23 protein-coding genes, 1 tRNA gene, 2 rRNA genes and 3 pseudogenes are annotated in these 25,530 nt (G+C 34.4%); 9 read left to right on the forward strand and 20 right to left on the reverse strand.

The window, feature by feature from the left end; translation table 11 throughout:
- Positions 1-183: 183 nt before the first annotated feature.
- The 3 genes from OPR42_RS02490 to pstC form a co-directional block, all read right to left on the reverse strand.
- Complete coding sequence (locus tag OPR42_RS02490) at positions 184-525, reverse strand: F0F1 ATP synthase subunit epsilon (protein ID WP_012482002.1); 342 nt, start codon at positions 523-525, stop codon at positions 184-186.
- 5 nt (positions 526-530) lie between these two features.
- Complete coding sequence (gene atpD, locus OPR42_RS02495; RefSeq protein WP_265042358.1) at positions 531-1,967, reverse strand: F0F1 ATP synthase subunit beta; 1,437 nt, start codon at positions 1,965-1,967, stop codon at positions 531-533.
- Positions 1,968-2,061: 94 nt separating this feature from the next.
- On the reverse strand, positions 2,062-3,150 hold the full coding sequence (gene pstC, locus OPR42_RS02500; RefSeq protein WP_265041697.1) for a phosphate ABC transporter permease subunit PstC: 1,089 nt from the start codon (positions 3,148-3,150) through the stop codon (positions 2,062-2,064).
- A gap of 107 nt (positions 3,151-3,257) precedes the next feature.
- Here pstC and rpmH point away from each other — a divergent pair, with 107 nt between their 5' ends.
- The 3 genes from rpmH (at position 3,258) to OPR42_RS02515 (ending at position 4,036) form a co-directional block, all read left to right on the forward strand.
- The gene (gene rpmH / locus OPR42_RS02505) at positions 3,258-3,392 is read left to right on the forward strand and encodes a 50S ribosomal protein L34 (protein WP_010404613.1); all 135 of its coding nucleotides are present in this window, start codon (positions 3,258-3,260) and stop codon (positions 3,390-3,392) included.
- Positions 3,376-3,753, forward strand: coding sequence for a ribonuclease P protein component (rnpA, locus tag OPR42_RS02510; RefSeq protein WP_080589533.1), 378 nt, complete (start codon positions 3,376-3,378; stop codon positions 3,751-3,753). The genes rpmH and rnpA overlap by 17 nt, the downstream gene beginning before the upstream one ends.
- A gap of 73 nt (positions 3,754-3,826) precedes the next feature.
- Positions 3,827-4,036: a hypothetical protein gene (locus OPR42_RS02515; RefSeq protein ID WP_264686664.1), complete on the forward strand. Its 210-nt coding sequence runs from the start codon at positions 3,827-3,829 to the stop codon at positions 4,034-4,036.
- A gap of 32 nt (positions 4,037-4,068) precedes the next feature.
- Here the strand turns inward: OPR42_RS02515 and OPR42_RS02520 are convergent.
- The 3 genes and pseudogenes from OPR42_RS02520 to OPR42_RS02530 all read right to left on the reverse strand — a co-directional run.
- Positions 4,069-4,879, reverse strand: a pseudogene (locus OPR42_RS02520) (IS66 family transposase); the annotation flags it as partial.
- Positions 4,880-5,069: 190 nt separating this feature from the next.
- Positions 5,070-5,176, reverse strand: a 5S ribosomal RNA gene (gene rrf, locus OPR42_RS02525).
- A gap of 67 nt (positions 5,177-5,243) precedes the next feature.
- Positions 5,244-8,008, reverse strand: a 23S ribosomal RNA gene (locus tag OPR42_RS02530).
- A 331-nt stretch (positions 8,009-8,339) separates the two neighbouring features.
- Here OPR42_RS02530 and OPR42_RS02535 point away from each other — a divergent pair.
- Genes OPR42_RS02535 through ruvX form a run of 3 tightly spaced genes read left to right on the forward strand, consistent with a single transcriptional unit; the run spans position 8,340 to position 11,768 of the window.
- Positions 8,340-9,410, forward strand: a complete 1,071-nt coding sequence (locus tag OPR42_RS02535; protein ID WP_264375925.1) for a class I SAM-dependent DNA methyltransferase — start codon at positions 8,340-8,342, stop codon at positions 9,408-9,410.
- 48 nt (positions 9,411-9,458) lie between these two features.
- Positions 9,459-11,243, forward strand: coding sequence for a ribonucleoside-diphosphate reductase subunit alpha (locus OPR42_RS02540; RefSeq protein ID WP_264336922.1), 1,785 nt, complete (start codon positions 9,459-9,461; stop codon positions 11,241-11,243).
- A 57-nt stretch (positions 11,244-11,300) separates the two neighbouring features.
- Positions 11,301-11,768, forward strand: a complete 468-nt coding sequence (ruvX, locus tag OPR42_RS02545) for a Holliday junction resolvase RuvX (RefSeq protein ID WP_265041701.1) — start codon at positions 11,301-11,303, stop codon at positions 11,766-11,768.
- A gap of 25 nt (positions 11,769-11,793) precedes the next feature.
- On the opposite strand, the gene ruvC is transcribed toward ruvX, so the two are convergent.
- From ruvC to OPR42_RS02570, 5 genes and pseudogenes are all read right to left on the reverse strand, one after another.
- Positions 11,794-12,282 carry a crossover junction endodeoxyribonuclease RuvC gene (gene ruvC / locus OPR42_RS02550; protein WP_264336920.1) on the reverse strand — a complete coding sequence of 163 codons (489 nt, stop codon included), beginning with the start codon at positions 12,280-12,282 and terminating at the stop codon, positions 11,794-11,796.
- A complete protein-coding gene (locus tag OPR42_RS02555) occupies positions 12,283-13,110 on the reverse strand; it encodes a cytochrome c oxidase subunit 3 (protein ID WP_265041702.1) in 828 nt (275 codons plus the stop codon).
- Between the two features lie 47 nt (positions 13,111-13,157).
- Complete coding sequence (locus OPR42_RS02560) at positions 13,158-13,817, reverse strand: TenA family protein (protein ID WP_265041704.1); 660 nt, start codon at positions 13,815-13,817, stop codon at positions 13,158-13,160.
- 15 nt (positions 13,818-13,832) lie between these two features.
- Entirely contained in the window at positions 13,833-14,534 is a 702-nt protein-coding gene (locus tag OPR42_RS02565) for a TenA family protein (RefSeq protein ID WP_265041705.1), read from the reverse strand.
- A gap of 110 nt (positions 14,535-14,644) precedes the next feature.
- Positions 14,645-15,130 (reverse strand): annotated as a pseudogene (locus OPR42_RS02570) (methionine adenosyltransferase domain-containing protein); the annotation flags it as partial.
- Between the two features lie 223 nt (positions 15,131-15,353).
- On the opposite strand from OPR42_RS02570, the gene OPR42_RS02575 reads away from it, so the two are divergent.
- Positions 15,354-16,298, forward strand: coding sequence for an IS110 family RNA-guided transposase (locus tag OPR42_RS02575; RefSeq protein WP_264336326.1), 945 nt, complete (start codon positions 15,354-15,356; stop codon positions 16,296-16,298).
- Positions 16,299-16,545: 247 nt separating this feature from the next.
- Here the strand turns inward: OPR42_RS02575 and OPR42_RS02580 are convergent.
- The 9 genes and pseudogenes from OPR42_RS02580 to pheS all read right to left on the reverse strand — a co-directional run.
- Positions 16,546-17,226, reverse strand: a pseudogene (locus tag OPR42_RS02580) (S-adenosylmethionine synthetase N-terminal domain-containing protein); the annotation flags it as partial.
- Positions 17,227-17,265: 39 nt separating this feature from the next.
- Positions 17,266-17,342: transfer RNA gene (locus tag OPR42_RS02585), tRNA-Ile, on the reverse strand.
- Positions 17,343-17,350: 8 nt separating this feature from the next.
- A complete protein-coding gene (rpmA, locus tag OPR42_RS02590) occupies positions 17,351-17,620 on the reverse strand; it encodes a 50S ribosomal protein L27 (protein ID WP_006012184.1) in 270 nt (89 codons plus the stop codon).
- A gap of 10 nt (positions 17,621-17,630) precedes the next feature.
- Positions 17,631-17,933 carry a 50S ribosomal protein L21 gene (rplU, locus tag OPR42_RS02595; protein ID WP_007302510.1) on the reverse strand — a complete coding sequence of 101 codons (303 nt, stop codon included), beginning with the start codon at positions 17,931-17,933 and terminating at the stop codon, positions 17,631-17,633.
- A 218-nt stretch (positions 17,934-18,151) separates the two neighbouring features.
- Positions 18,152-18,616 carry an outer membrane beta-barrel protein gene (locus OPR42_RS02600; RefSeq protein WP_265041706.1) on the reverse strand — a complete coding sequence of 155 codons (465 nt, stop codon included), beginning with the start codon at positions 18,614-18,616 and terminating at the stop codon, positions 18,152-18,154.
- 234 nt (positions 18,617-18,850) lie between these two features.
- Positions 18,851-19,321, reverse strand: a complete 471-nt coding sequence (locus OPR42_RS02605) for a P44/Msp2 family outer membrane protein (RefSeq protein WP_265041707.1) — start codon at positions 19,319-19,321, stop codon at positions 18,851-18,853.
- 235 nt (positions 19,322-19,556) lie between these two features.
- Positions 19,557-20,117: a P44/Msp2 family outer membrane protein gene (locus OPR42_RS02610; protein ID WP_007302507.1), complete on the reverse strand. Its 561-nt coding sequence runs from the start codon at positions 20,115-20,117 to the stop codon at positions 19,557-19,559.
- A gap of 60 nt (positions 20,118-20,177) precedes the next feature.
- Positions 20,178-21,413 (reverse strand): NTP transferase domain-containing protein, encoded by a 1,236-nt coding sequence (locus tag OPR42_RS02615; protein ID WP_265041708.1) that lies wholly within the window; start codon positions 21,411-21,413, stop codon positions 20,178-20,180.
- Entirely contained in the window at positions 21,414-22,457 is a 1,044-nt protein-coding gene (pheS, locus tag OPR42_RS02620) for a phenylalanine--tRNA ligase subunit alpha (protein ID WP_264686674.1), read from the reverse strand. It lies immediately after the preceding gene.
- A gap of 681 nt (positions 22,458-23,138) precedes the next feature.
- On the opposite strand from pheS, the gene OPR42_RS02625 reads away from it, so the two are divergent.
- Positions 23,139-24,869: a hypothetical protein gene (locus OPR42_RS02625; RefSeq protein ID WP_265041709.1), complete on the forward strand. Its 1,731-nt coding sequence runs from the start codon at positions 23,139-23,141 to the stop codon at positions 24,867-24,869.
- Between the two features lie 40 nt (positions 24,870-24,909).
- The gene (locus OPR42_RS02630) at positions 24,910-25,506 is read left to right on the forward strand and encodes a riboflavin synthase (protein WP_265041710.1); all 597 of its coding nucleotides are present in this window, start codon (positions 24,910-24,912) and stop codon (positions 25,504-25,506) included.
- Positions 25,507-25,530: the final 24 nt, after the last annotated feature.

Genomic DNA, 25,530 nt, shown 5'->3' on the forward strand with positions numbered 1-25,530 from the left:
TTGACATATGTCCTTAAGAACTATTGTTTACTGCATAATTTGCAAATACTTTTTATATCTGGATCCCAGTGTCACGCACTGGGATGATATCCTTCTAATGTTCGTACAGTTGTGTGTCAGCTACTTGAACGACAAACATTGAGATGACAAGAGTAGACTTATTTCTTGAACAAAAAAGAGCCCCTAAAGAGATTTGACATCAAGATAACTTAAATATATACCAACTCTCTTATCTTTTAATGATTCCTCATCATGAGTCAAATGATCAAAAACCTGAATTTGATTCGTTATAATGCTACAATTATTATTTGCAACCTCTAATATACCATTATCAATTACAACTTTTTCCTTTGTCTGGTTACTCATTTGAGCAGTAATTATACCAGGCAATAAATAAATTAAGTAAGGAGAATGGTAAGCTAAAATCACTAGCTCTCCTTCAAGCCCATTCACTGAAAGCGAAACCACTTCATCGAATGAAATTCGATTATCAGGAGAAAAAAATTGCACCTTAAAAGTGTTCATAATCTTTAATGTCCGGCTCCAACTTCAGCTTTTATTGATTCAGCCTTTTCTATTGCTTCACTTATACTTCCCACCATATAAAAAGCAGCTTCTGGCAGGTGATCATATTTACCTTCAATAATTCCTTTAAAACTAGAAATAGTATCAGAAAGTGAAACAAATTTGCCAGACATGCCAGTAAATACCTCCGCAACATGAAAAGGTTGAGAAAGAAACTTCTGAATTTTACGAGCTCTATCAACAATAATTTTATCTTCATCAGATAGTTCATCCATACCAAGTATTGCGATAATATCTTGCAGCGACTTATAAGTTTGCAATATACGTTTCACTTCAGAAGCCACATTATAATGCTCTTCACCAATGATTTCAGCAGATAAAGACTGTGAAGTTGAGTCAAGTGGATCAACAGCAGGGTATATACCCATTTCAGCTATCTGCCTTGACAACACTGTGGTTGCATCAAGATGAGAGAATGTCGTTGCCGGAGCTGGATCGGTCAAATCGTCTGCAGGAACATATATAGCCTGTACAGAAGTAATAGAACCAGCAGTAGTTGAGGCTATTCTCTCTTGCATAGCGCCCATATCAGTCGCAAGAGTTGGCTGATAACCAACAGCCGACGGTATTCTTCCAAGCAAAGCAGAAATTTCAGAGCCAGCTTGAGTAAAACGGAAGATATTATCTACAAAAAATAGAACATCTTGATTTTCATGATCACGAAAATACTCCGCCATAGTTAGTGCTGTTAAAGCAACCCTAGCCCTTGCTCCAGGAGGTTCATTCATTTGACCATAAACCAAAACGGCTTGAGATTTTTCGTGCTCATTTATATCTATTACATTCGAAGTAATCATCTCGTTATAAAGATCATTACCTTCACGCGTTCTCTCTCCTACTCCAGCAAACACAGAAAATCCTTTATGAGCTTTTGCTATGTTGTTAATCAGCTCCATTATCAGAACTGTTTTACCAACACCAGCTCCACCAAATAAGCCAATTTTTCCTCCTTTAAGATAAGGAGCAAGAAGATCTATAACCTTTATTCCTGTAACTAAAACCTCTTCCTGTATCTTCTGCTCGGTAAAACTTGGAGGTGATCTATGTATAGGTTCTAAATTACACTTTCCTTTTAAAGGACCACACTCATCTATAAGCTCTCCTACAACATTAAAAATCCTTCCTAAAGTTGAGCGCCCAACCGGAACTGATATTGGTGCACCTGTATCAACAAACTCATCACCTCTTGACATACCATCTGTGCTATCCATAGCAATGCAACGAACTATATTGTCACCTATATGTTGTGAAACCTCTAAAACTAGCTCCTTGCCCTTACATTTTAGTTTGCTTTTTAAAGCATTAAATATCTTAGGTAACTCGCCTTCAAATTTTAGATCAACAACTGCTTGAGTTATCTTAACCGTTCTACCTATATTCATCTCTTTCATCACCTAACACTATAATTCTATAAAAGAACTTCTAAAAAATAAATCTTATATTATTAACAGAAATTTTGCAATATTAAAACACTTACTAGTTACGTTTCATTATAAATAGTGCAAATGCATTCAATAGCCAAGTAATAACAAACAGCACCAAACTAAGCGCATAAGCAGCAAGAGTTTGCACACTATTGAAATCCTGATCTCCGGTAAGTAATGTAGCAATTTGTACAGTGATAGTAGTAACTGAATTGAGAGGATTAAAGGTCAAATTTGCATTGATTCCCACAGCCATTAGTACAATCATTGTTTCACCTATCACCCTTGAAATTGATAATAAAACTGCACTTAAAATTGTAGGCATTGCATAAGGTATTGTTATATGCCATATAGTTTCCGCTGGTGTTGCGCCAAGCGCCATAAAACCATAACGTAAACTTTTTGGAACAGATCTTATAGCATCTTCAAGCAAAGAAATAATAAAAGGAAGAATCATTATTCCAATCGATAAACCAGCAATCAAAGCACTTTCTGAGTGTATACTTAGATTAAAAAAATTCGCTACCTGCTTTATAAAAAAAGACAAAAATACAACTGAGAAGTATCCATATACAACAGTAGGAATAGCAGACAAAACCTGTAAGGCTGTATTAATAACATAACGCACTTTTTCACTCGCATACTCACTAATATATATTGCAGAAAATAAACCAAGCGGCACCGCAACTAACATTGCTACAATAGTTATAAGTAATGTCCCCACTAAAAGTGGCGCTATACCAAAACACCCCACCTCTCCTTCACCAATAATAGCTACATTATGCTTCCATTGTAAGCAAAATAAGAATTCTGAAATAGCTACTTTATTAAAAAAAGAAATGGACTGAACAAAAATAGATAGCATTATAAATAAAGTGATAAAAAGTGATATTGCTAAAGCCATAAATAACAAAAATTTTACCATCTTATTTCTTTTACCTTTAAAGATAAAAATCAGCATAAAAAAAAGTAACGCTATAGAAATAGAAGTTATAAAATAACCATCATAGAATGCTAACAAACAAGGTAGCATCCACATACAACTCAAATATATATAAGACTTAACTTTACTTACTGCTTGAAACTTACTCAAACAAAATAAAAGGATTAGTAAAACAGGTACGCCTATAATTAAATTCATTTTTCCATATATCAAATTTTATTCAATAAGAATGCCATAGAAGTTGACCATTATTTGACAATAGAGAAAAATAATTTAAAATAAATAGTTATATTAATATAAAAACAATGAAAAGAACATTTCAACCAAAAAATTTAAAAAAAAAGCACAAACACGGATTTCGTTCACGTATGTCAACAAAAGCTGGAAGAAAAATTCTTAATAAGCGTCGCTCATTAGGGTGTAATAAATTATGCGCATAGTAAGCATAAAAAAAAAGAGTTTTCCTTTGCTTTTAAAAACAGATTAGCACCTGACAGTCTTTTTTATCGAGGGGTATATATATCACTATATGCTATAAAAGAAAGAGAACCTGAAAAGTATATTCATGTTATTAGAGTAGGTCTGGCTATCAGTAAAAAAGTCGGAAAAGCAGCAAAAAGAAATAAAATAAAAAGGCAATTACGAATGCTAGCTAAAGTTAGCATTTCTAATATAAGTAATGTAGGATACTATTACATAATACTAACCCATAAAAACATTATGCAAGCAGGCTATAAAAATTTACAAAAAGACCTCAATATTTGCTTAAAGAAAGATAAAATAAGAAGAAATTTTCACTAAAGTATTTACAGCTATATTTTTTATGATAAGATAAGTAAACTTTTTAAAATAAATTAATAGATGTGGGTGCTTGATGGTAGAGAGTATAAGAAAACAAGATAAAAAGCTCGATACAAATAATGCTGAAGAGAGTTTTTATGAATATAGAAAGTCTAGCTATCGTACACAATGGGGAATGGCATTTGAACAAAGCCAATACTTAGAACAAAATAAGGATAATCCTAGAGGGAAGTTGCTAAATTTGAATATAGAAGCAACTTATTACAATAAGAGAATAGTTTGATAAAAGTAAAAGTACCCGTTCAGGGGAGTGGTTCAAGAAACGATAGGCAGGGGATTGTATAGTTCTCTTTGTTTCCATGTTAAGTATAATGAAATTATCCTTTCAAATTCCTAGCTCTGATTACGTAAAATATGAGCTTTTACAGTAAATGATATAATGCCTAATTTGCTGTTCAGCGCGATAGTGGAATACTTTCTGGTTTACTTAAAAAATTTCACATCATTCTTTCAGATTTTAAAATATTTTTCGCAACTTGAAAAGCTCCAGTTGCTTCAGATAGGTAGCTTCAAGTAATACCTTATACGTTTTGCAACTTTCTTACACTTCTGTTTCATTTTTTAATAAAGCTTTTTTTAGCATAAATAATTCAGTGGATGCGTTTTTTAAGTAACAGCCCAGAATTTTAACTTCAATAGTCCAGCTATGTTTCAAAGTACCTGTCAGCGACTATTACGATTGCAACATACACTGTCTTTTAAATCTTCTTTCCCTTTAAAACTTGCAGTATTGCTTCAGCACTAACCAAGTTTACCTTTATTATAACACGTTGATGCGCAAAACCTCACTTTTCTTATTCGATTTGCTCATACACCTTTTTGCATTTTGAGGGAATTCTATATTCACTATTTGATACGCTTTCAATTCACATTAAAAACATCACTTATAATTTTCACGTTTTGAATTTTTATAAAATCCACTGAGTGCTACAATTATCACCTAACTATTGGACCAAATGTATCTGCTTTTTGGTAGTTTGCTACTTCTTCTTTCTCCTCATCTCCAACAACTTAATTAATATTCAATTATATAAAGTTTGATTTTCGGAAGACCAATTGTTTGATGATTTGTTAAATGTTGCTATCTCTCTCCTCATTTGCAAATAGGTGACAAATTCTACTTTTAAATTTTCTACTTTTATTTTAAAGTTTTCGCAAAGTTCTAAAAGATCAGTTATATTACCTCACAGCTACTCTATGTTTACCTTGTTTCATCGCTCTACTGAACAGATATAAACAAAAAGAAATTTTTATAAACTTGGCAACGACCTACTTTCCCTTTTTAAGTATCATCGGCGCTAAAAAGTTTCACTTCCGAGTTCGAAATGAGATCGGGTGGTTCATTTTTGCTATAGTCACCAAGTCAATAAAAATTTCTGACTTAACAAATTTCAATTTAATATTTAACACTGCATATGCACATATAGAAAGGAAATAAATCAATCAGGCTATTAGTACTAGTTAGCTTCACATGTTACCATGCTTCCACACCTAGCCTATCAACGTGGTAGTCTTCCACGGCCTTAATTGGGAAATCTTTTTGAAGAGGGTTTCTTGCTTATATGCTTTCAGCAATTATCCCATCTATACATAGCTACCCAGCGATGCTATTGGCATAACAGCTGGTACACCAGAGGTATATCCATCTCGGTCCTCTCGTACTAGAGTCAGATCTTCTCAAATTTCCTTCACCCACGGCAGATAGAAACCGAACTGTCTCACGACGTTCTAAACCCAACTCACGTAACACTTTAATCGGCGAACAGCCGAACCCTTGGGACCTTCTCCAGCCCCAGGATGTGATGAGTCGACATCGAGGTGCCAAACGGTGTCGTCGATATGAACTCTCGAACACCATCAGCCTGTTATCCCCGGCGTACCTTTTATCCGTTGAGCGATGACCCTTCCATACAGAATCACCGGATCACTATGACCGACTTTCGTCTCTGCTTGGCTTGTCAGCCTCGCAGTCAGGCAAGCTTATGCCATTGTACTATCAAGCTGATTTCCGACCAGCTCTAGCTTACCTTCGCACGCCTCCGTTACTTTTTAGGAGGCGACCGCCCCAGTCAAACTACCCACCATACAATGTCCTAGTTCCAGATAATGAAACGTAGTTAGATATCAAAAGTGTAAAGGGTGGTATCTCAAGGTTGACTCCATTATAGCTAGCGCCATAACTTCAAAGTCTCCCACCTATCCTGCACATCACACTTTTAATAGCAATGTAAAGCTATAGTAAAGGTGCACGGGGTCTCTTCGTCTAACCGCGGGTACCCCGCATCTGCACGGGGAATTCAATTTCGCTGAAGTGATGTTGGAGACAGTGGAGAAATCGTTACGCCATTCGTGCGGGTCGGAACTTACCCGACAAGGAATTTCGCTACCTTAGGACCGTCAGTGTTACGGCCGCCGTTTACTGGGGCTTCAATTCAGAGCTTGCACCCCTCCTATTAACCTTCCAGCACCGGGCAGGCGTCAGACCCTATACTTCCACTTACGTGTTTGCAGAGTCCTGTGTTTTTAGTAAACAGTCGCTACTCCCTATTTTGTGCCACCTACTCATAGTTGCCTAAAAGCAGGTTACCCTTCTTCCGAAGTTACAGGTATAATTTGCCGAGTTCCTTCAACATCATTCTTTCAACACCTTAGTATACTCTACTCATCCACCAGTGTCGGTTTACGGTACGGCCTCATAAATATAAGTGCTATTTCCTGGAGCTTCTTTTAAGCATAGATCAATCCAATAAGACCTATACAAATACAAAACCCGTCACACTTAAGAGGTTTAGGAATATTAACCTAATTGCCATCGACTACTCCTTTACGGACTCGCCTTAGGAACCGACTAACCCTACGCAGATTAACTTAACGTAGGAACCCTTAGATTTTTGGTGAGAGTGTTTTTCACACTCTTTTACGCTACTTATGTCAGCATTCTCACTTCCGATATCTCCAGCAGTTTTCACAAACCGCCTTCACAGACTTACGGAACGCTCCGCTACCGCGCCTATTAATCGAAATTAATAAGCACCCACATCTTCGGTATACAGCTTTAGCCCCGGTACATTTTCGGTGCAGAAAAACTTATTTAGACAAGTGAGCTGTTACGCTTTCTTTAAAGGATGGCTGCTTCCAAGCCAACCTCCTAGCTGTAATGGTTTTTCCACTTCCTTCCCCACTTAGCTGTAATTTTGGGACCTTAGATAGTGATCTGGGCTGTTTCCCTTTCCACCACGGACTTAGCACCCGTAGTGTGTCTGCTGTATAATTAATTGTTGGTATTCGGAGTTTGGTTAGATTTGGTAAGATGATGAATCCCCCTAGTCTATCCAGTGCTCTACCCCCAACAACATACATACAACGCTCTACCTAAATAGATTTCGCGGAGAACCAGCTATTTCCAAGTTTGATTGGCCTTTCACCCCTAATCACAACTCATCCAATAATGTTGCAACATTAACTGGTTCGATCCTTCAGTATGTTTTACCATACCTTCAATCTGGTCATGACTAGATCACTTGGTTTCGGGTCTAATCCATAAAACTAAACGCCCTATTCAGACTTGCTTTCGCTACGCCTACACCTACCGGCTTAAGCTTGCTTCATAGATTAACTCGCTGACCCATTATGCAAAAGGTACGCTGTCACTCTAAATATCAATAAATTGATATAGAGCTCCAACTGTTTGTAAGCACTTGATTTCAGATTCTATTTCACTCCCCTCCCGGGGTTCTTTTCACCTTTCCCTCACGGTACTTGTTCACTATCGGTCGTTAAGGAGTATTTAGGCTTGGAGGATGGTCCCCCCATATTCAAACAGGATTTCACGTGCCCCGCTCTACTCAAGGATTTAAAAACTTTCTATTTATACAGGACTATCACCTTCTATGGTTACCATTTCCAGAGTATTCTAATTCTTATTTTTAAATCACTAGCCTTTTCCGCTTTCGCTCGTCACTACTAACAGAATCTCGGTTGATTTCTTTTCCTTTGGCTACTTAGATATTTCAGTTCACCAAGTTTGCTTTATATACTTAGTATATAATAACTAGCTAAGCTAGTTGGGTTTCCCCATTCGGAAATCTGCGGATCAAAATTTGTTGACAATTTCCCACAGCTTATCGCAGCCTGCCACGTCCTTCATCGCCTCTTAACGCCAAGGCATCCATCAAGTGCTCTTAATAATTTATTTATCTGACTATATGTAGAATATGCAGAGTTAAATATTAACTTACAATTGAATTGAGATTAAATAATCTCTACCATAAAACTTTTCAAACATCTAAAAACTAATCTTTTATATGTTACAATCTGATAAATCATATGTCAACGCCTTTTTACACAAAACATTTACCTATTATTATCAACAACAATATATCAGCAATCTTAAACAGTACAATCTGAGAAATATTCGACAAATTGATATGTACAGAAAAATTAATGAAAAAGATATTTTGTAAGATAAAATGTGTTAAAATTAGTTACCTAAAAATGAAAATGAACATTTGGAGTATTTCTAATGTATGAAAAGTAATCTATCTTTTATAAAAAACTTTGCTTTAAATTGTATATCTAAGCTCACTGGCTTATTAAATATTAAAAAAGTAAAAAATTTCATTATGGATAAATACAATACTCTCCATAAAGAAATTGTAGTGTTTCTTGAAAAATCTAAAAACCTGTTAAATACCAACATTGAAATCGGGTTATATCACTTCTATAAAGGTAATATATCAGATGCAAAGTTAAGATTTTGGTTAATTAGCATATTCTACCCCAATTTACCTCTAGTCTGTTATAATATTGGAAGATGTCATTTTGCAGTAGGAAATACTAATAAAGCTTATAATTATTTAACAAAGACACTAAAATTAGATAGTAGTCACAAAGAAGCTTCTTACTACTTAAAAAAAATAACAAACACATCAGATATCGTAGAATTGCCTGAAAATCTCATAAAACAATATTTTGATTACACAGGTGAATATTTTGTTGAGCATTGGCTAATTGCCAAACAATACAGAGGGCATGAACTAGTACACATGATAATTACAAAAGTCTTTAACAACTCCACTTCTAAACTGAATATACTCGACCTTGGTTGCGGTACTGGAATATGTGGTCACTTCCTAAAAATAAGTAATATTAGAAGTCGCATAACAGGAGTTGACATCTCAAATAGAATGCTCAATATTGCAAGAGGATGCCTTATAAAAGGTAAACCTGTTTACGATGAGTTAATACATACAGAAATGAAAGAGTTTCTTAAACAAGAGAAGAACCAGCAGTATGATGTAATTATCTTTGCTGAAGTGCTACACTATCTACATGATTTTCTAGCAGAATTGGAACTAGCAAAAGGATTGACAAACAAAAAAGGGGTTATTGTATGTTTAGTAAGAAGAAAGGAAGGTAAAGGTATTGACTTTGTAAACAAAGGAGATTATTTTCGTCATTCAGAAGATTATATTCAGCATGTTGCAAAAGAAACAAATATGCAAATAAGTCAAATGAGTTACTGTAAAATATATGGCAGTCAGGTTGATGGTATCTTATTTGCATTACAACATCCACAAACAAATTCAACAACTTAATCGAGAAATCGCTCAAATAAATTTCTATATTATCATAAAAGGAGCCTTATGAATTACATTACTATTAATTACGCAAAAGATAGTAAATTAACCGATTTTGGAAAAGCAGTTCTATTGGATAGGTATTTAATAGAAAATGAAAGTTATCAAGATCTCTTTATACGTATTGCTAATTACTATTCTGATGATAGAAAACATGCACAACGTCTTTATGATTACATGAGCAACTTGTGGTTCATGCCTTCAACACCAATACTTAGTAACGGCGGTACCAAAAGAGGATTGCCTATTTCCTGCTTTCTTAATGAAACTGAAGATAGCTTGAAGGGAATAGTTGATCTATGGAATGAAAATGTTTGGCTCGCTGCACGTGGTGGTGGAATAGGTAGTTATTGGGGAAATTTACGTTCAATTGGTGAAAGTGTCAAAGGTAGCGGTAAAACATCAGGAATTGTGCCATTTATCGTAGTACAAAACGCTCTGACGCTTGCAATCAGCCAAGGATCCTTAAGAAGAGGAAGCTCAGCAGTTTATCTTCCTGTATGGCATCCAGAAATAGAAGAGTTTCTAGACTTACGTAAGCCAACTGGTGGTGACCCAAATCGCAAAGCATTAAATATACATCATGCTGTAATAGTAACAGATAAGTTTATGCAAGCTGTTGAAGATGATCAAGAATGGGATTTAATAAGCCCTCATAACAATAAAGTTATTTCAACAGTAAAAGCACGGGATATATGGATTAAAATATTAACAGCAAGAATTGAAACTGGAGAACCTTATATTATCTTTCTTAATGCAACAAATAACAATAAACCAGAACCTTACAAAAAGCTCAATTTAGATATCAAAATGTCAAACCTATGCAGTGAAATAACTTTAACTACAGGTTACGATCACCTGAAAAAGTCACGCACTGCTGTATGTTGTTTATCATCCGTAAATCTTGAATACTACGAAGAATGGAAAGATAATGAGCTTTTCATAGAAGATATAATGCGTTTTCTTGATAATGTATTAGAGGATTTCATAAACCACGCACCAAATGAAATACAGCGAGCAAAATATTCCGCAATAAGAGAGCGTAGTATCGGTCTTGGTGTGATGGGCTTTCATTCATTTTTACAAAGTAAAATGGTTCCTTTTGAATCAGTAACAGCCCAACAATGGAATAAAAAAATATTTAAGCATTTGCGCGAGCAAGCAGATGTAGTTTCTAAAAAATTAGCAGAAGAAAAAGGGCCATGTCTTGACGCTAAAGAAATCGATCTAATGGAAAGGTTTACACATAAGCTCGCTATTGCTCCAACTGCCTCAATTTCGATTATCGCAGGCAACACTTCTCCTGGAATAGAGCCGTATGCAGCAAACGTATTTATACAGAAGACACTTACAGGTTCATTTGTAGTACGAAATAAATTCTTGCAAAAACTACTAGCAGAAAAAAATCAAGACAATGATGAAACATGGTCCTCAATTTCAACAAATGAGGGTTCTGTTCAGCATTTAGATTTTCTTAGCAAGCATGAAAAACTGACATTTAAAACAGCATACGAACTTGATCAACAATGGATCATAGAACATGCAAGTGATAGAACTCCTTATATTTGTCAATCTCAATCAGTAAATCTGTTCTTACCTGCCAATGTGCATAAACGTTACTTACACAAAATACATATGCTTGCTTGGAAAAAAGGATTAAAAAGCTTGTATTATTGCAGATCACAATCAATGCAGAGAGCTGACAAGGTCTCACATGACATATTCAAAAAAAGTGAAATATTGCAACAAAAAACAGATATTAATTATGATGAATGTCTATCATGCCAGTAGACTGTACATAACTTACTGTCACAAAAATACAATTGTACAAAAGTTATGTTTTCATAGATGCTACATAGAAATCCAGATGAATTTCTAAAGTCTATTCCAAGAGATAAACGTATAATGTGCCTTGATATGGGAGAAAAACAAATAGGCATATCATTTAGTGATAAAACACAGCTTATAGCTACAGCTCATAGTATATATTATAGAAGAAATATGAGCAAAGATTTAGGTTATCTAAATAGAGTGCTTAAAGAAAATGAAGCTGGATCAATGGTAATAGGACTACCATTCACAATAGATGAACAAGAGACCGAATGGTGCAAAGTAATAATCCAGTTTGCAAATAAAATAATAAAAAAATGCAAAGTACACATATACCTACAAGACGAAAGTCTATCAACATCTCTTGCAACTCACGCACTAAAAATTACTGGAATATCAATCACAAAATCAAAAAAAATAGATGATAAAATTGCTGCATGTATTATTCTACAACAAACATTAGATAAGATAAACGCCATCAAATAGTTTTTTAAACTGAATTCATGTAAAACTACTCAATAAAACAAAAATTTTTCGTATAAGCATGACAAATTGCTGTAGCAAGAGCATCAGCAGTATGGTGACATTTTATATTTGAGCTTTTAACTATTTGCTTGACCATAAATATAATCTGACCCTTATCAGCATGACCATTTCCAGTAATGCTCTTTTTTATATAGTTTGCATCATATTCATTCATGGGTAAATCCGTCATTCGTAATATTAAAATTGCAATTGCTCTTGCATATCCTAAAGTTAGCGAAGATTTTGGATTCTTATTAATAAAAATTTTTTCCACAGCAGCTTCATTTGGAGAGTATAGGAAAATTACTTTCTTTAATTGTTCAAAAATTATATGTAGACGTTCACCTACACCCAATTTACCATCAGTTGATATGGTACCGCCACCCAAAAATTTAATATTATTCTTTTCTTCCAGTCTAATAATGGCCCAACCAGTCTTACTCATCCCTGGATCTAGGCCTATTATTTTAATCACTTAATAAAGGCTTAACCAATAAATAAACAGAAATAAAAATATCCAGACTAGATCGACAAAGTGCCAATACCAAGAAGCAAACTCAAAGCATAAGTGATCTTGAGGTGTAAATTGACCTTTTCGAGCTCTAAATAAGCATACTGACAAAAATATTATTCCTATTATAACATGCACACAATGAAAACCAGTAATCATGTAAAAGTTGGATGTATAAATAAGTTTTTCTCCTGTCTCTCGCAAAGAAAAACTTGCTTCATGATATTCGATTGCTTGCACTATTATAAAGAACATCCCAAGCAATATAGTTATAGACAGCATTTTAATCATGCTTTTTTTATCATTTTCAAGTAAAAAATGATGTGCTGAAGTAATTGTTGTACCAGAAAGCAATAATATTAGTGTATTCATAAATGGTAACGACCACGGATCCGGTGGTAAAATCCCTTCAGGGGGCCATTCAACTTTTTTTGTAGGAGAAAACGCTTCAAATAAAAAAACCGGATCAAGCCAGGCTTTAAAGAATGAACAAAAGAACGCTATAAAAAACACAACTTCCGAGAGGATAAATAAGTACATTGCAAGCTTGAGTCCATGTTTTACAATGGCAGTATGGCATTTATCATAAATTGCTTCTCTTATTACATCTCTCCACCAATAAAACAGCACTCCTGATACCGCAGAGATTCCAAAAACTAAACCAAATATTCCAGAAATTTGTTTATGGAGTGCACCAACTAATCCAAGTGCAAGAACAAGAATTGCTGCTGATATAGCAATTGGCCAGGGACTTGGGTCTACTAAATGAAAATCATGTCCTTTACTTTTCATATCATCTTCAAAAATACGTACCAAGCATACAAATTAGCTTAAAATTGTCAATATTTCTTAAAATCTTGATCAAATTCTGAAAAATTATATGCGCTATTCCAAAAATCTAACTCAAATTGTGCGCTTATCCTAAATAACTCAAGCATTCTACTTCTTTCTTTTTCTCCTACTTTTTGGCAATACTCATCAACAATATGTTCTAAAGTAGTGCACCCATACTCCATTAAACTACCACTATAAAAATCAAACCAATCCTTATACCTGTTATTTTCCTTGAACCCACTTTTCATACTATCAGTAACAGTTTTGTATATAAACATGCAAGAATATAAAACTGTTACAGTTTCATAGATATCACTATATGAGACAGACAAAAGAAAATTGGTAAAATTAAAACATGTAGGAGATTTTTTTCCGCGTCTCACACCGTATATAGTAAAGTAGTGATCACACAAGAACTTATTAACAGCTATTGACCCTTGCGCTACTTTGGCAAGTGGAATTACATTACTACAATCTTCTATTCTGGACGCAATAATCAATATGGTACGAATGTAATCGTCTAAAAACAACGTGTCTTGCTGGATATAGAATTTAAAGTTCTCTATATTTAAAGTACCTTCCATCAACTCAACATTAAAAGGATGATTAGTTAAATCTCTTAAAAGATTTGATCCATAGCAATTCTTAATTATATTACTAAACATGCAAAACACTCAAAATCAAGGTTCTGACACGAGTAACTCTATATTAGATTCTAAGTCGCGACCTGCATTATAGTATATCTCATTCCAAAATTCCATTTCAAGCTGCATCCCACTACGAAAGAATTCTAACATATTCCTTTGCTCATTATCATTGGATTTTTTATATAGACTGTTCATAATGTTAGTTACATCATCAATCATGGTATTTGCTGCATCAGAGTTAAAAAAATCTATCCATTTTTGATATTTGTTATCAGCAACAGTTTTACCTTTCGCAATATGACGTACAACTATTTGATATATACAAAAGCACGGGTAAGAAGCTGCTAAACCTTCAGCAACAGAATTGTGATGTGCAACACGTACAAAGAAGTTAGTAAAAGCTGAGCAAGACTTCGACTTTTTGTGGCTATCAGACAAATCGCAATCTGCAAAATGTTCTCTATAGTAATCTCGTGTGGCAAAAGTACCCACAGCTACACAAACTAGTTTATTCATTATTTCAACGTCATTAAATTTAGCTGCAATAATCAATAAAGCACGAGTGCAGTCTACTACATACAAAAAATCCTGCTGAAGATAAAATTTGAACTTTTCATAATCTAGCGTATTATTCATCAATTCAACATTGAAAGGATGTTTTATTATTTTTTCAATAAGGCCAGATGACTCTCTTACAGCAATATCGTAAAATTCTTCTTTTGGTTTGTCGGACATCTTGTAAGCCCCATAAATATTAAAACTGGTATAATTACTAAAAAGTTACTTACAATTTAATAATAAGTTATTATATCAGTATCAAGCTAGAAATAAAAGAGTTTAATAGTTTAAAGAAATTCTCTCTTTTTTTCTTCTATATTAAATTCTTTACAAAAATCAGTAGATAAGTCCACACCTTCCCAAGAAAATCCACCATCACTTTCCGATTCTTTACCAAAATGCCCATAGCAGGCTGTACGTTTATATATAGGACGATTAAGTGATAAATGTCTTATTATGCCTTTAGTTGATAAATCTATGTTACCTTCAATAAACCCTTTAATCCTCTCTTCATCTATTGTATTCGTGCCAAATGTATCAATGTAAAATGAAGTAGGTTTTGAGACACCAATTGCATAAGAAAGCTGCACAAGACAACGTTCAGCTAAACCTGCAAAGACAATATTTTTAGCAAGGTATCTCGCCATACAAGCTGCGGATCTATCAACTTTTGTTGCATCTTTTCCAGAAAACGCTCCTCCACCATGTGGAATATAGCCTCCATAAGTATCAACCATAATTTTTCGTCCGGTTAATCCACAATCACCAACTGGTTGTAAGTTAAAAATATGATATAAAGGAGATAAGAGGGAAGATAACCCTACTCACTATAGGAATAGAGTTATCACGGGCGTGTGCGACCGACCAACTGTTGGTATTATAACCGTTCGGATCAAGGTACACTAGCCCATCTCTCGATACGTTTGAATAGTTGCATGGGACATATGTATGCACCCGTTTACAATCTTAAATTAATTAAAACTAATCGAGGTTATTATGATTACATCTTATCAAAATTTTATTGGCATTGATATTGGAAAATTTAAAAATGTTGTTGCAGTTCACAAACAGAAGAACGCTGTCGAATTCGACAATGATACTGCTGGCTGGCAACAATTGTTTCAAGATTTTTCAAATATCTTACCTAATTCTTTAGTAACTCTGGAAAACACTGGAAAATATGAGCTTGGCTTAGCACATTTTCTTGTTGATAAAGATATTGCTGTACATCGAGCTAATACTCGCAAAGTAAAAAGCTTTGTTCTATCTCATGGAACTTTAGCAAAGTCTGATCAATCAGATGCAAGAGCCCTTGCTCAGTATGGGTTTGAACGCTATAGTACTCTATCTCTATTTGCACCTATGTCAAAAGAACAAACAACCTTAGTTGCACTTTGTCAACGTCGTGATGACATTACAAAAATGAGAGCTCAAGAGAAATCTAGGCTTGCAGCACCTGAAAACGACCATATAAAAGAAAGCTGTCAGAAAACTATTGAATTCTTTAATAGCCAGATAGATGAGCTCAACAATACCATACAAAAAATTATTGATGAGAATCCAGAGTTACAAAAGCGCCAAAAAATCCTTAAAACAGTTCCAGGAATAGGTGCAAAATTATCTCAAGATTTTCTGTGTCTAATGCCAGAACTTGGTTATGTAAGTAGGGGAGAAATTGCAAGTCTTGCTGGAGTTGCACCTCATCCGAAAGAAAGTGGTAAAACTATTGGTTATCGCAGAATAAGTGGTGGCAGAAGCAACGTTCGTGAAAAGCTTTTTACAGCTGCGATGTCTGCTTCAAGGTCTAAGTCTGCGCTTGGTGCCTTCTATTCAAGGCTTGTTGGTAAAGGTAAAAAGAAGATGGTGGCTATGACAGCTCTAATGCGTAAAATCATAGTAATTGCCAATGCGAGGCTTAAAGAAGCAGTCAATGTGAATTAAAAAAATCTGCATAGAAAATAGGTTAACGAATATGTGGATAAATACGTCTACACACATTTAAAGTATTTATACACATATTCGTTAACCATAAGATCTAAGCAGTAACTGTTGTTTGATACAAAATTTTTCTATGATTAAGTTAGGGTTTTTATTGTCAAAAATGCACTTTTTACTCGAATAAAAAACAAAATTACAAACAAAAGTTGTAATGAAACTAAATTCAAAAAATTTTAAAAAACATAGTTGATCCGCCAATAACAAATCTACCTGTTGGATTGACTAAGAGATTTTCTTTAGGGCACATCCACCCTTCAGGTAAAGATGAAGCTATGTAAGGATAAATTATTTCCTTCACTTTCGATTGACTCAGATCCTCAAGATGCTGTATTGAAACAACAATACTTTCAGCACGCACTGGAAGGTTATTCTCATACGCCAAAGTGATTTGCGATTTTGCATCCGGACCAAGCTTTACCTCTTTGACCATACTCATGATATTTCTCAGAATCGAGTGTGCATAAAAAATGGGTGCTGGCATGAGGCTTTCTGTCTCTATTGTTGCATAGCCATACATTATGCCCTGATCCCCAGCACCTTGATCCACACCTATTGCAATGTCATTTGATTGTTCATGTAGTAATATATTTACTTTCACTGTTTCCCAGTGGAAACCATCATGCTCATAACCAATATCTTTTATTGTATTCCGTACAATACTTTCAATCTTGCTATTTTCAATGTTCGGCCCAAATACTTCCCCAGCTATAATAACATTATCTTTAGTAACTAAAGTCTCTATTGCAGTACGAGAGGAAGAGTCATTAAAAAGGTATTCGTCAAGTATTGCATCTGAAATCTGGTCTGCTACTTTGTCTGGATGACCGGCTGCTACTGATTCACTGGTTACTGAATTCTTATGTAAAACCATCGCTTAGTTACACGATATCAAAACTATTGCAAATTTAAATGGTGGGTCTGGGAAGAGTTGAACCTCCGACCTCACGCTTATCAGGCGTGCGCTCTAACCACCTGAGCTACAGACCCGTATCTATTCAAGCCAAGGCTTGCATATCATCTGTAGGCACAACATCAATAAACGTCTTTTTATTTGCTGATTTTCTAAAACTCACCCAGCCTTTCGTTTTAGCAAAAATCGTATGATCTTTACCCATACCAACATTCTTTCCAGGATGAAATTTTGTACCTCTTTGACGTACAATTATGTTACCTGGAATAACCTCACCATTCTTCTTTATCCCGAGCCGACGCCCTGCCGAATCTCTACCATTACAGGAACTACCACCTGATTTTTTAGTTGCCATATCTTACCTCTTACTTTTGAAGACTAATTTCATTGATACGAAGAACAGTAATATACTGCCTATGACCATTTTTCCTACGGTAATTTTTTCTTCTCTTTTTCTTAAAGATTATAATTTTTTTATCTCTACACTGCTCCAGTACTTCAGCTTTAACAACAGCATTAGATGAACAAGATAAGCCATTGTTTGAAACACAAATCACTTTATTGATTTCCACTTCCTCTTTTTCTTCAGCTTGTAATCTTTCTACTTTAATTATGCTGCCTTTTTTTACTAAATACTGCTTTCCACCAGTTTCGATTACTGCAAACATGACAAATATCAATTATTGTTATTAACACTAATCGTAAATGATGTTACACATACTGTCAATATAAATAAAAACATGAAATACTTCTACCTTTATCTGCTTTTCCTCGTGGAGAGTAGTCAAGTTTTAAAACTTGACTACTCTCAAATTCTCTTAGTCTCATGAAAACTTTACGACGTTAACAAAAACTCAAGCTTTCACTAAAAACATTCAATCGGAGCTTATAAATTAAAACTCATTCCAAGTTCAAACCCATGAGAAAAATTACTGAACTTGTGAAGTTTATAGCCAGCGAAAACATTCGTTCTCTCAGAAAGTGGAAGATTAATACCAGCACCTATCTGGTAGGAAAAAAATCCTTCTTGTTTTTGAGACATTGCAATAATGCCTCCTGTGCCAAAAGTAATATAAGGAGTAATATCCGTACTTTCAAATTGATGATGATAATGAAGCTTTGCCATAAGTCCCAACTCTAGTCCAGCAAGGTTATACTGACTATTGAGAGTAGGTTTAACTACAGAACCAACCGAAATTTTAACACTATCTGTATAGTGATAACCAAGATCATAATTAACACCAAGATTGCCATATGACGACGAAGTATAGATTCTATCTCTAATCCAATCAACTCCAAAAGACGGTGCTGACAGAGAACAGCAGACTACTAAAGTAAGTAATTTTTTCATTTTTACCCTCTAACCATGAATATACGCATATATACTCACAGAAAAGTTAAAAATTACATAACTTACATAATAAAATCGGAATCACTTTCTTAGCTACTTGCCTTTCTCTTGCAATTGCCAAACTTCTCTTTGTCACATTTTGTTACCTACCGCAATCATCATTTTAGCCTATATCACTTGCTTTTTTTCAACAAAAATTCAAACCAGACTTCACTAAAAACATTCAATCGGAGCTTACAAATTAAAACTCATTCCAAATTCAACCCCATGCGAAAGTTCATGAAACTTCTGCAGCTTGTAGCCAGCAAAAACACTTGTTCTCTCAGAAAGTGGAAGATTAATACCAGCACCTATTTGATAAGAAAAAAATTCTTCTACGTCTGGCCCTTGATTTTCTGAAAGAGGAATTTTAGCAACTCCTCCTACACCAAAAGTAACATAAGGAGTAATATCTGTATTTTCAAATTTATAATGATAATGAAGCTTTGTCATAAGTCCCGCGTCTAAAATCCCTTCACTCATAACAAGTTTAACTGCAGGACCAAATGAAATTTTAATGCTATCTGTACAATGATAGCCAAGATCATAATTAATACCAAGCATACCATACGACGAAGAGGTGTAGGTTCTATCTTTAACCCAATCAACTCCAAAAGACGGTGCTGACAAAGAACAGCAAGCCAAGAAAGTAAGTAACTTTTTCATTTTTATCCTCCAAAGATTAATATATGCATATACAAGCATATAAATATTAAAAATAGTATAAATTGCAAGTAAAAAATTGGAATTATTTTATTTTTTTTGTTATTTGTCTTTCTCTTGCAATTGCAAATTGGCATATCTTTCACTATCTGCTGCAATCATCATTTGAGTCTACATCACTTACTTTCACTTCAATATAATTTCCCACTAGCCTTTACTAAAAATATTCAATCAGAGTTTATAAATTAAAACTCACTCCTAGCTCAATTCCATGGAAAATTTTATGAAACCTTTGCAATTTGTAGCCAGCAAAAACACTTGTTCTTTCAGAAAGTGGAAGATTAATACCAGAACCTATTTGATAAGAAAAAAATTCATCATTGACTACAGCTTTGAAAGCCTCTCCAAGTAGAGCACTTATGTTTTCACCTATACTATCAGCTCTACCTACATTAGGTTTAGCCTTCATTGTACGCACTATAACAGCACCAACACCAGCAGTAATATAAGGAGTAATACCCGTATTTTCAAATTTATGATGATAATGAAGCTTTGCCATAAGCCCCACCACTGCTCCAAATTCTTCATCAAGAGTAGGTTTGATTAGAGAATTAATAATAGGTTTGATTACATAGCCAACTGAAATTTTAACGCTATCTGTATAGTGAAAACCAACGTCATAATTAACACCAAGTCGGCTATATGACAAAGAAGTATAAATTCTATCTTTAATCCAATCAACTCCAAAAGATGGTACTGAAAGAGAACAACAAACCAACAAGGTAAATAATTTTTTCATTTTTATCTAAGATCTCAGCATATGCATATATAAGCATAACCATCAAGAAAAAAATTGGAATTATTTTATTTTTTTAGTTACTTGCCTTTCTCTTGCAATTGCAAGACTTCCCTTTGGCACATCTTTCACTATAACGCTACCTGCTGCAATGACAGAGTCATCATGCACATTAAGCGGTGCAATTAATGAACTATTGGCACCAATAAAACAATTGCTTCCAATATTTGTTTTATGTTTTTTTTTTCCATCATAATTACAAATAACGGTACCTGCACCTATGTTACTCCCCTGCCCTACCTGAGTATTTCCTATATAACTTAAATGCTTTATCTTAGTATTTATACCTATATCACTTGCTTTTGTTTCAACAAAATTACCTATGATTGCACCATCACCTATTGTTGTATTTTCACATTTGGCAAATGGACCAACCCTAACACCAGATCCTATTTTTACTCCAGGACCAAAAAAAACGTATGGGTAAACAATCGAATCCATACCAATTTGCGTATCAAGAGAGAAGAAAACAGTTTCTGGAGCAACAAGCGTTACTCCAGAGTTAGTGAAAAACTTTCTTTTTTCTTCTTGAAAGTAAAACTCGGCCGTTGCAAGGTCATTCCTATTATTTATGCCAGTTGCCTCCTCCTCATCAGCAATAACATAGCCGACATTTAAATTACTCTTTACTGCAATGGCAACGATATCGGTCAAGTAATATTCATGAGCTTGGTTATTACACTCTATTTTCTCCACCAATTCACGTAGATTCTTTTCACGTGCAACCATTATTCCGGCATTAGCAAGAAATTCCTCATCATTATTTCTACCATTTTGTGCTTCTACGATTTCTCTTAGGGAGCCGTTCTCAATAATTAGTCTACCGTATCCTTTATTATTAGTTTTAAACCCAAGACAAACTAAAGCATTGCTCTCTCCTAAGCAGCTTATCATTTTAGTTATTGTGCTGCTTTTTATTAGTGGAGTATCCCCATACTGCACAACAACTATATCTGACAATTCTTTCAGGTTTCTCATTGCAATTTTGACTGCATCCCCTGTACCGAGCGTTGACTCTTGTGTAATTAGTTTTATACCCTCAAAGCATTTCAGCCTTTGAGTTAAAGGCAAATCGACTACAATAACTATTTTTTCAGGATTCAGCTGCTTTGCATTGTAAATGACATGCTCAAGCATGGAGAAATTACCTATTTTGTGCAGAACCTTAGGCAAGCTTGAATTCATTCGTTTACCATGCCCAGCAGCAAGTACAACAAATGTATAAGATTTATTTGTCACTTATCTTAAAGACGAAAAATGAAAACCATAATGGTTGAGCCAACTAACTCTATTGTCGTAAAAGCTCCTTAGATCACTAATTTGATATTTCAGCATTGCTAGCCTTTCTATACCAATCCCAAATGCAAAGCCACTGTATTTAGTATGGTCTATTCCAACATTTTTAAAGACATTTGGATGCACCATACCACATCCAAGTACTTCAATCCATTTACTACCTTTATAACTTATGTCCACTTCTGCAGAAGGCTCAGTAAAAGGAAAAAAACTATTACGAAAGCGTATTTTTAGACCTTTATCTCCGAAAAATTTACTAAGGAAGCGATGAATAGTAAATTTTAATTGGCCCATATTGACATTTTCATTAACATAAAGCCCTTCTATCTGATGAAACATAGGAGTGTGAGTTGCATCAAAGTCATTTCTGTATACCCTGCCTGCAGCCACTATTTTAATTGGAAAAGCTTTTATCTTTTCCATAGTTCTAATCTGCACAGATGAGGTATGAGTGCGCAGCACCATTCTTTTATCGTTTATTTTATTCTTTAAGTAGAAGGTATCTTGCTCCTCTCGCGCAGGATGATGACTTGGAGTATTTAGCGCATCAAACACGTGAAATTCATCTTCAATATCAGGACCATCAACTGCTTTGAAGCCCATATGTGCAAAAATGAGCTTTACTTCACTTATAACTTTGCTCAGTGGATGAATCTTGCCAATTCTTTCTGGTCTGACAGGCAGTGTGATATCAACTGCTTCATTTTGCAGTTTTAACTTAACTTCTTTATCTTTTAGTTCATTTTCTTTGCTTGTTATAAGCTGGTCTATCTTATTGCGTAAAACATTAATCACTGCACCTAGGTCGCGTTTTTCTCCTGCATCATCTATATTCTTTAAGTCATCGAAATAAGCCTTTATTAGACCCTTTCTCCCCAAGTATGACAACCTAACTTTTTCTAAATCTTGCAAAGAAGCAGCATTTTCAATCTCAGAAACTGCCTTATCTTCAAGTAAAGGTATTTCACTTATTAGCTCTTTATTCACCTTAAAAACGCTAGCTTAAACTTTCATTATAGTGAAGTCTTTAATATCATCAATAAAACTATTCGCATAAAAAGTTGTCATCAGAGTAGCTGATCTCTATGATGGTATCATTAAAATTGCCCCTATCCGAGTGTTTCCTTCTTCTGTCATTCCAGTGCTCCGACACTGGAATCCAGCCTTTACTTAACAATAAAAACTTAGCATAACTTTCGTGCTCAAAAAATTCCTGAATTCCAGCATCAAGTGCTGGAATGACATCTCTATAGGACTCCTAACCAATCCAAAATATTAAGAAATTCACCAAGCAAAAAAAAGGCAAAAGAATCTCCCAGTAGTGAGTTTTATAATGTAAATTGGCATTGTAATAATGTTCTAACGCTTATTTTAAGCGGATTTTGGCTGAATGTAGAAAAAATAAAAAAGACATGCAGCCGCTATAATTTTATGTAATTTGCCAATAAATATCTGAGTTTTTTTACTGAATTTTGTCATTGAATCTGCGCAGATCAAAAACAAGGATAAATACTCTTATTGTCATGATAAGGAAACTGATGAGGTTTGTAAAGTAACTTCTTCTGCTCTTATTGAATCCAACGCGCCGCTGTTATGCAAGGGTGCTATAATTATTAATTTATTGACTAATTATGTTTTTTATTTCACTCTACATTAAAAAATTTACTCATGCATAGTAGTAACATAGAAACTAAGAAAAAATACGAAATTGAGGGTTTACCTAAGTTTTTTAAGGATAGATCTAAAAAAATAAGTAAGGCATTTTCTAATGAAGTACTGGAGATTAGCACCATTCGCTCAAGAAGTGTTGTAAGTGATACACAAGAGTTTTCATTTAAGCTCAAGCTGCTAACAGAGGTAAACCCTAATACAATATTACCTCAAATAAAACATTTAATTGACTTTTTTAAAATCTGCCTTTCTCAGGAGAAAAACTTCACAGCCAATATAAAAGTACCAAAAGAAAGTGAAGAACTATACAACAACCACCATAAAGCGAATAAAACTGTAGAAGAATTCATAAGTAATGCTTCAATTCAAATCCTTCTGCAGGGCATAACGATAACGCTAAAAACAGACAAAAACATCAATCTAGATAGCTTGCAACAAATCGAGGCACTCTTAAATGAGAAGCTAAAACATGTAGAAAAAGCCAAAAATGAGGAGCAAAGTCAAGATATATCACAAGTAGAAGAAACTGAAAATAAAAACGAAAATGTGGTTGAAAAAAGGAACAAGCAAGATAAACAAATTGTGCAAGGTTCGTTTGGCTACAATATAGTAAGTAACAGAAAGCAAATTACACGCGCACCAGTAATTGTTGCTGCAATGCATGAAAATATTTCCTGGTTTAGGTCTCTTTTTCAGCCATTCAATTTTTTTAATACGGCACAATTCTTTTTCCCACAACTGCCCAAATTTTCTATACAGAGTAACAATATGCCACCTGGTGTTATTCCAGCACTTGACCAAAAAGAAAAAGAACCAGTGTTAGACACTCGGATAACAGAGGGTAGTATAGGAAATTTAGTCCCTCAAGAAACAGAGCGGGATATAGGTCAAATTAGGTCACACACAGATTATTTTAAGGATAATAGAAAAAAGGAATCCGAACAGCAGGCTAAAGAATCACTGAGAGAAGAAAAACAATCAACCATAAAACAAGATCAATTTGATTCTAGAGTAGCCATGATAGATAATTTGGCTGAGCACAAGAAAAAAAAACTCGATGAAATATTTATTGAAGTGATGAATGGATACAAAAATCAAGATCCAGAAATATTTCACAATATTTTCAACTCAGTGTTTAATATTGTTTACTTTCAAGATAAACAATTACATGAAGTATTAGAACCAGATAAAATATCAGAAGTGCTAGAGGTACTCAAAAGGCCACAACCTCCTAATAACTCACCTCTAGGTAAAGAATACTTACAAAAGCAAGTATATAGAAAAAAAGTGCAATTGCTCAAATTAGTTTCGGGCATTCCTATACAACCTTCTCCACAGCCTAAAAATGTTTCTCATGAAATTTTACCAAGCAAAGCTGTAGACCATTTACCAAAAACAAATGAAGCTAAAACTCCATTGCCTACTAATATTAGGCTCAAATCACCATTAAAAACTGTATTTTCTTCAAAAGAGACTTATTTTTGTCTATTTTTAGTAGCAGCTTCTATATCAGCACTCTGCCTATGGCACTTGCCGCTGGGAAAAGTGTCAATTTTAAAGGAATTGGTGCCAACAGAAAAAAGGGAAAGTATCGGTCTAACATTAAACATAGGGTTACCAATATTAATTACACTGTGCGTTTTGAACCTGGCTTACTTTCTATATTCTGAATATTCTGTAGAATCTATTGAGCAGATAAGTAAAAAAGATCTTCCTTTGCGCACCTAACAAATAAGATCTTTTGTGATATAATTATTTATTTTATTGCATGTTTAAAGGAATTATCAAAGATATTGGCACTATAACTGATATCACTATCCACCCTAACTCTGATCAAATCTTCCATATTGAGACACAAAATTTATCCTCTATAAACAAAGGAGATTCAATATCCTGCTCCGGAGTGTGTTTAACTGTTGTCAACATAATGAGCAATGTATTCACAGTTCAAGTATCTCAAGAAACCATGAAGGTTTCTAACTTAAATATGTGGAAAATAGGAAAAAAAATAAACCTAGAACAAGCAATGAAACTGAGTGACAGAATTGACGGCCATTTGGTTCAGGGTCATGTGGATGACACAGCAGAAATTTTAACAATCAATCAAAATTCAGAATCTCATGAAATCAGACTATCATGCCCACAAGAATTAATTAAATTTGTTGCAAAAAAAGGTTCTGTAACGCTAGATGGAGTTTCCCTTACAGTAAATTCAGTTGTCGATCAAGAATTCACTGTGAACATTATTCCCTACACATGGAAAAATACAACTTTTCAATATAACAAAACAGGTAATTACCTAAATTTAGAAGTTGATATGATTGCTCGGTACTTAGACCAGCTGATAAAATATCAACACAATTAATTTTACAACTTTGTTATTTACAAC

This window comes from Wolbachia endosymbiont (group B) of Melanostoma mellinum, assembly GCF_947251465.1.
Classification (GTDB): Bacteria; Pseudomonadota; Alphaproteobacteria; order Rickettsiales; family Anaplasmataceae; genus Wolbachia.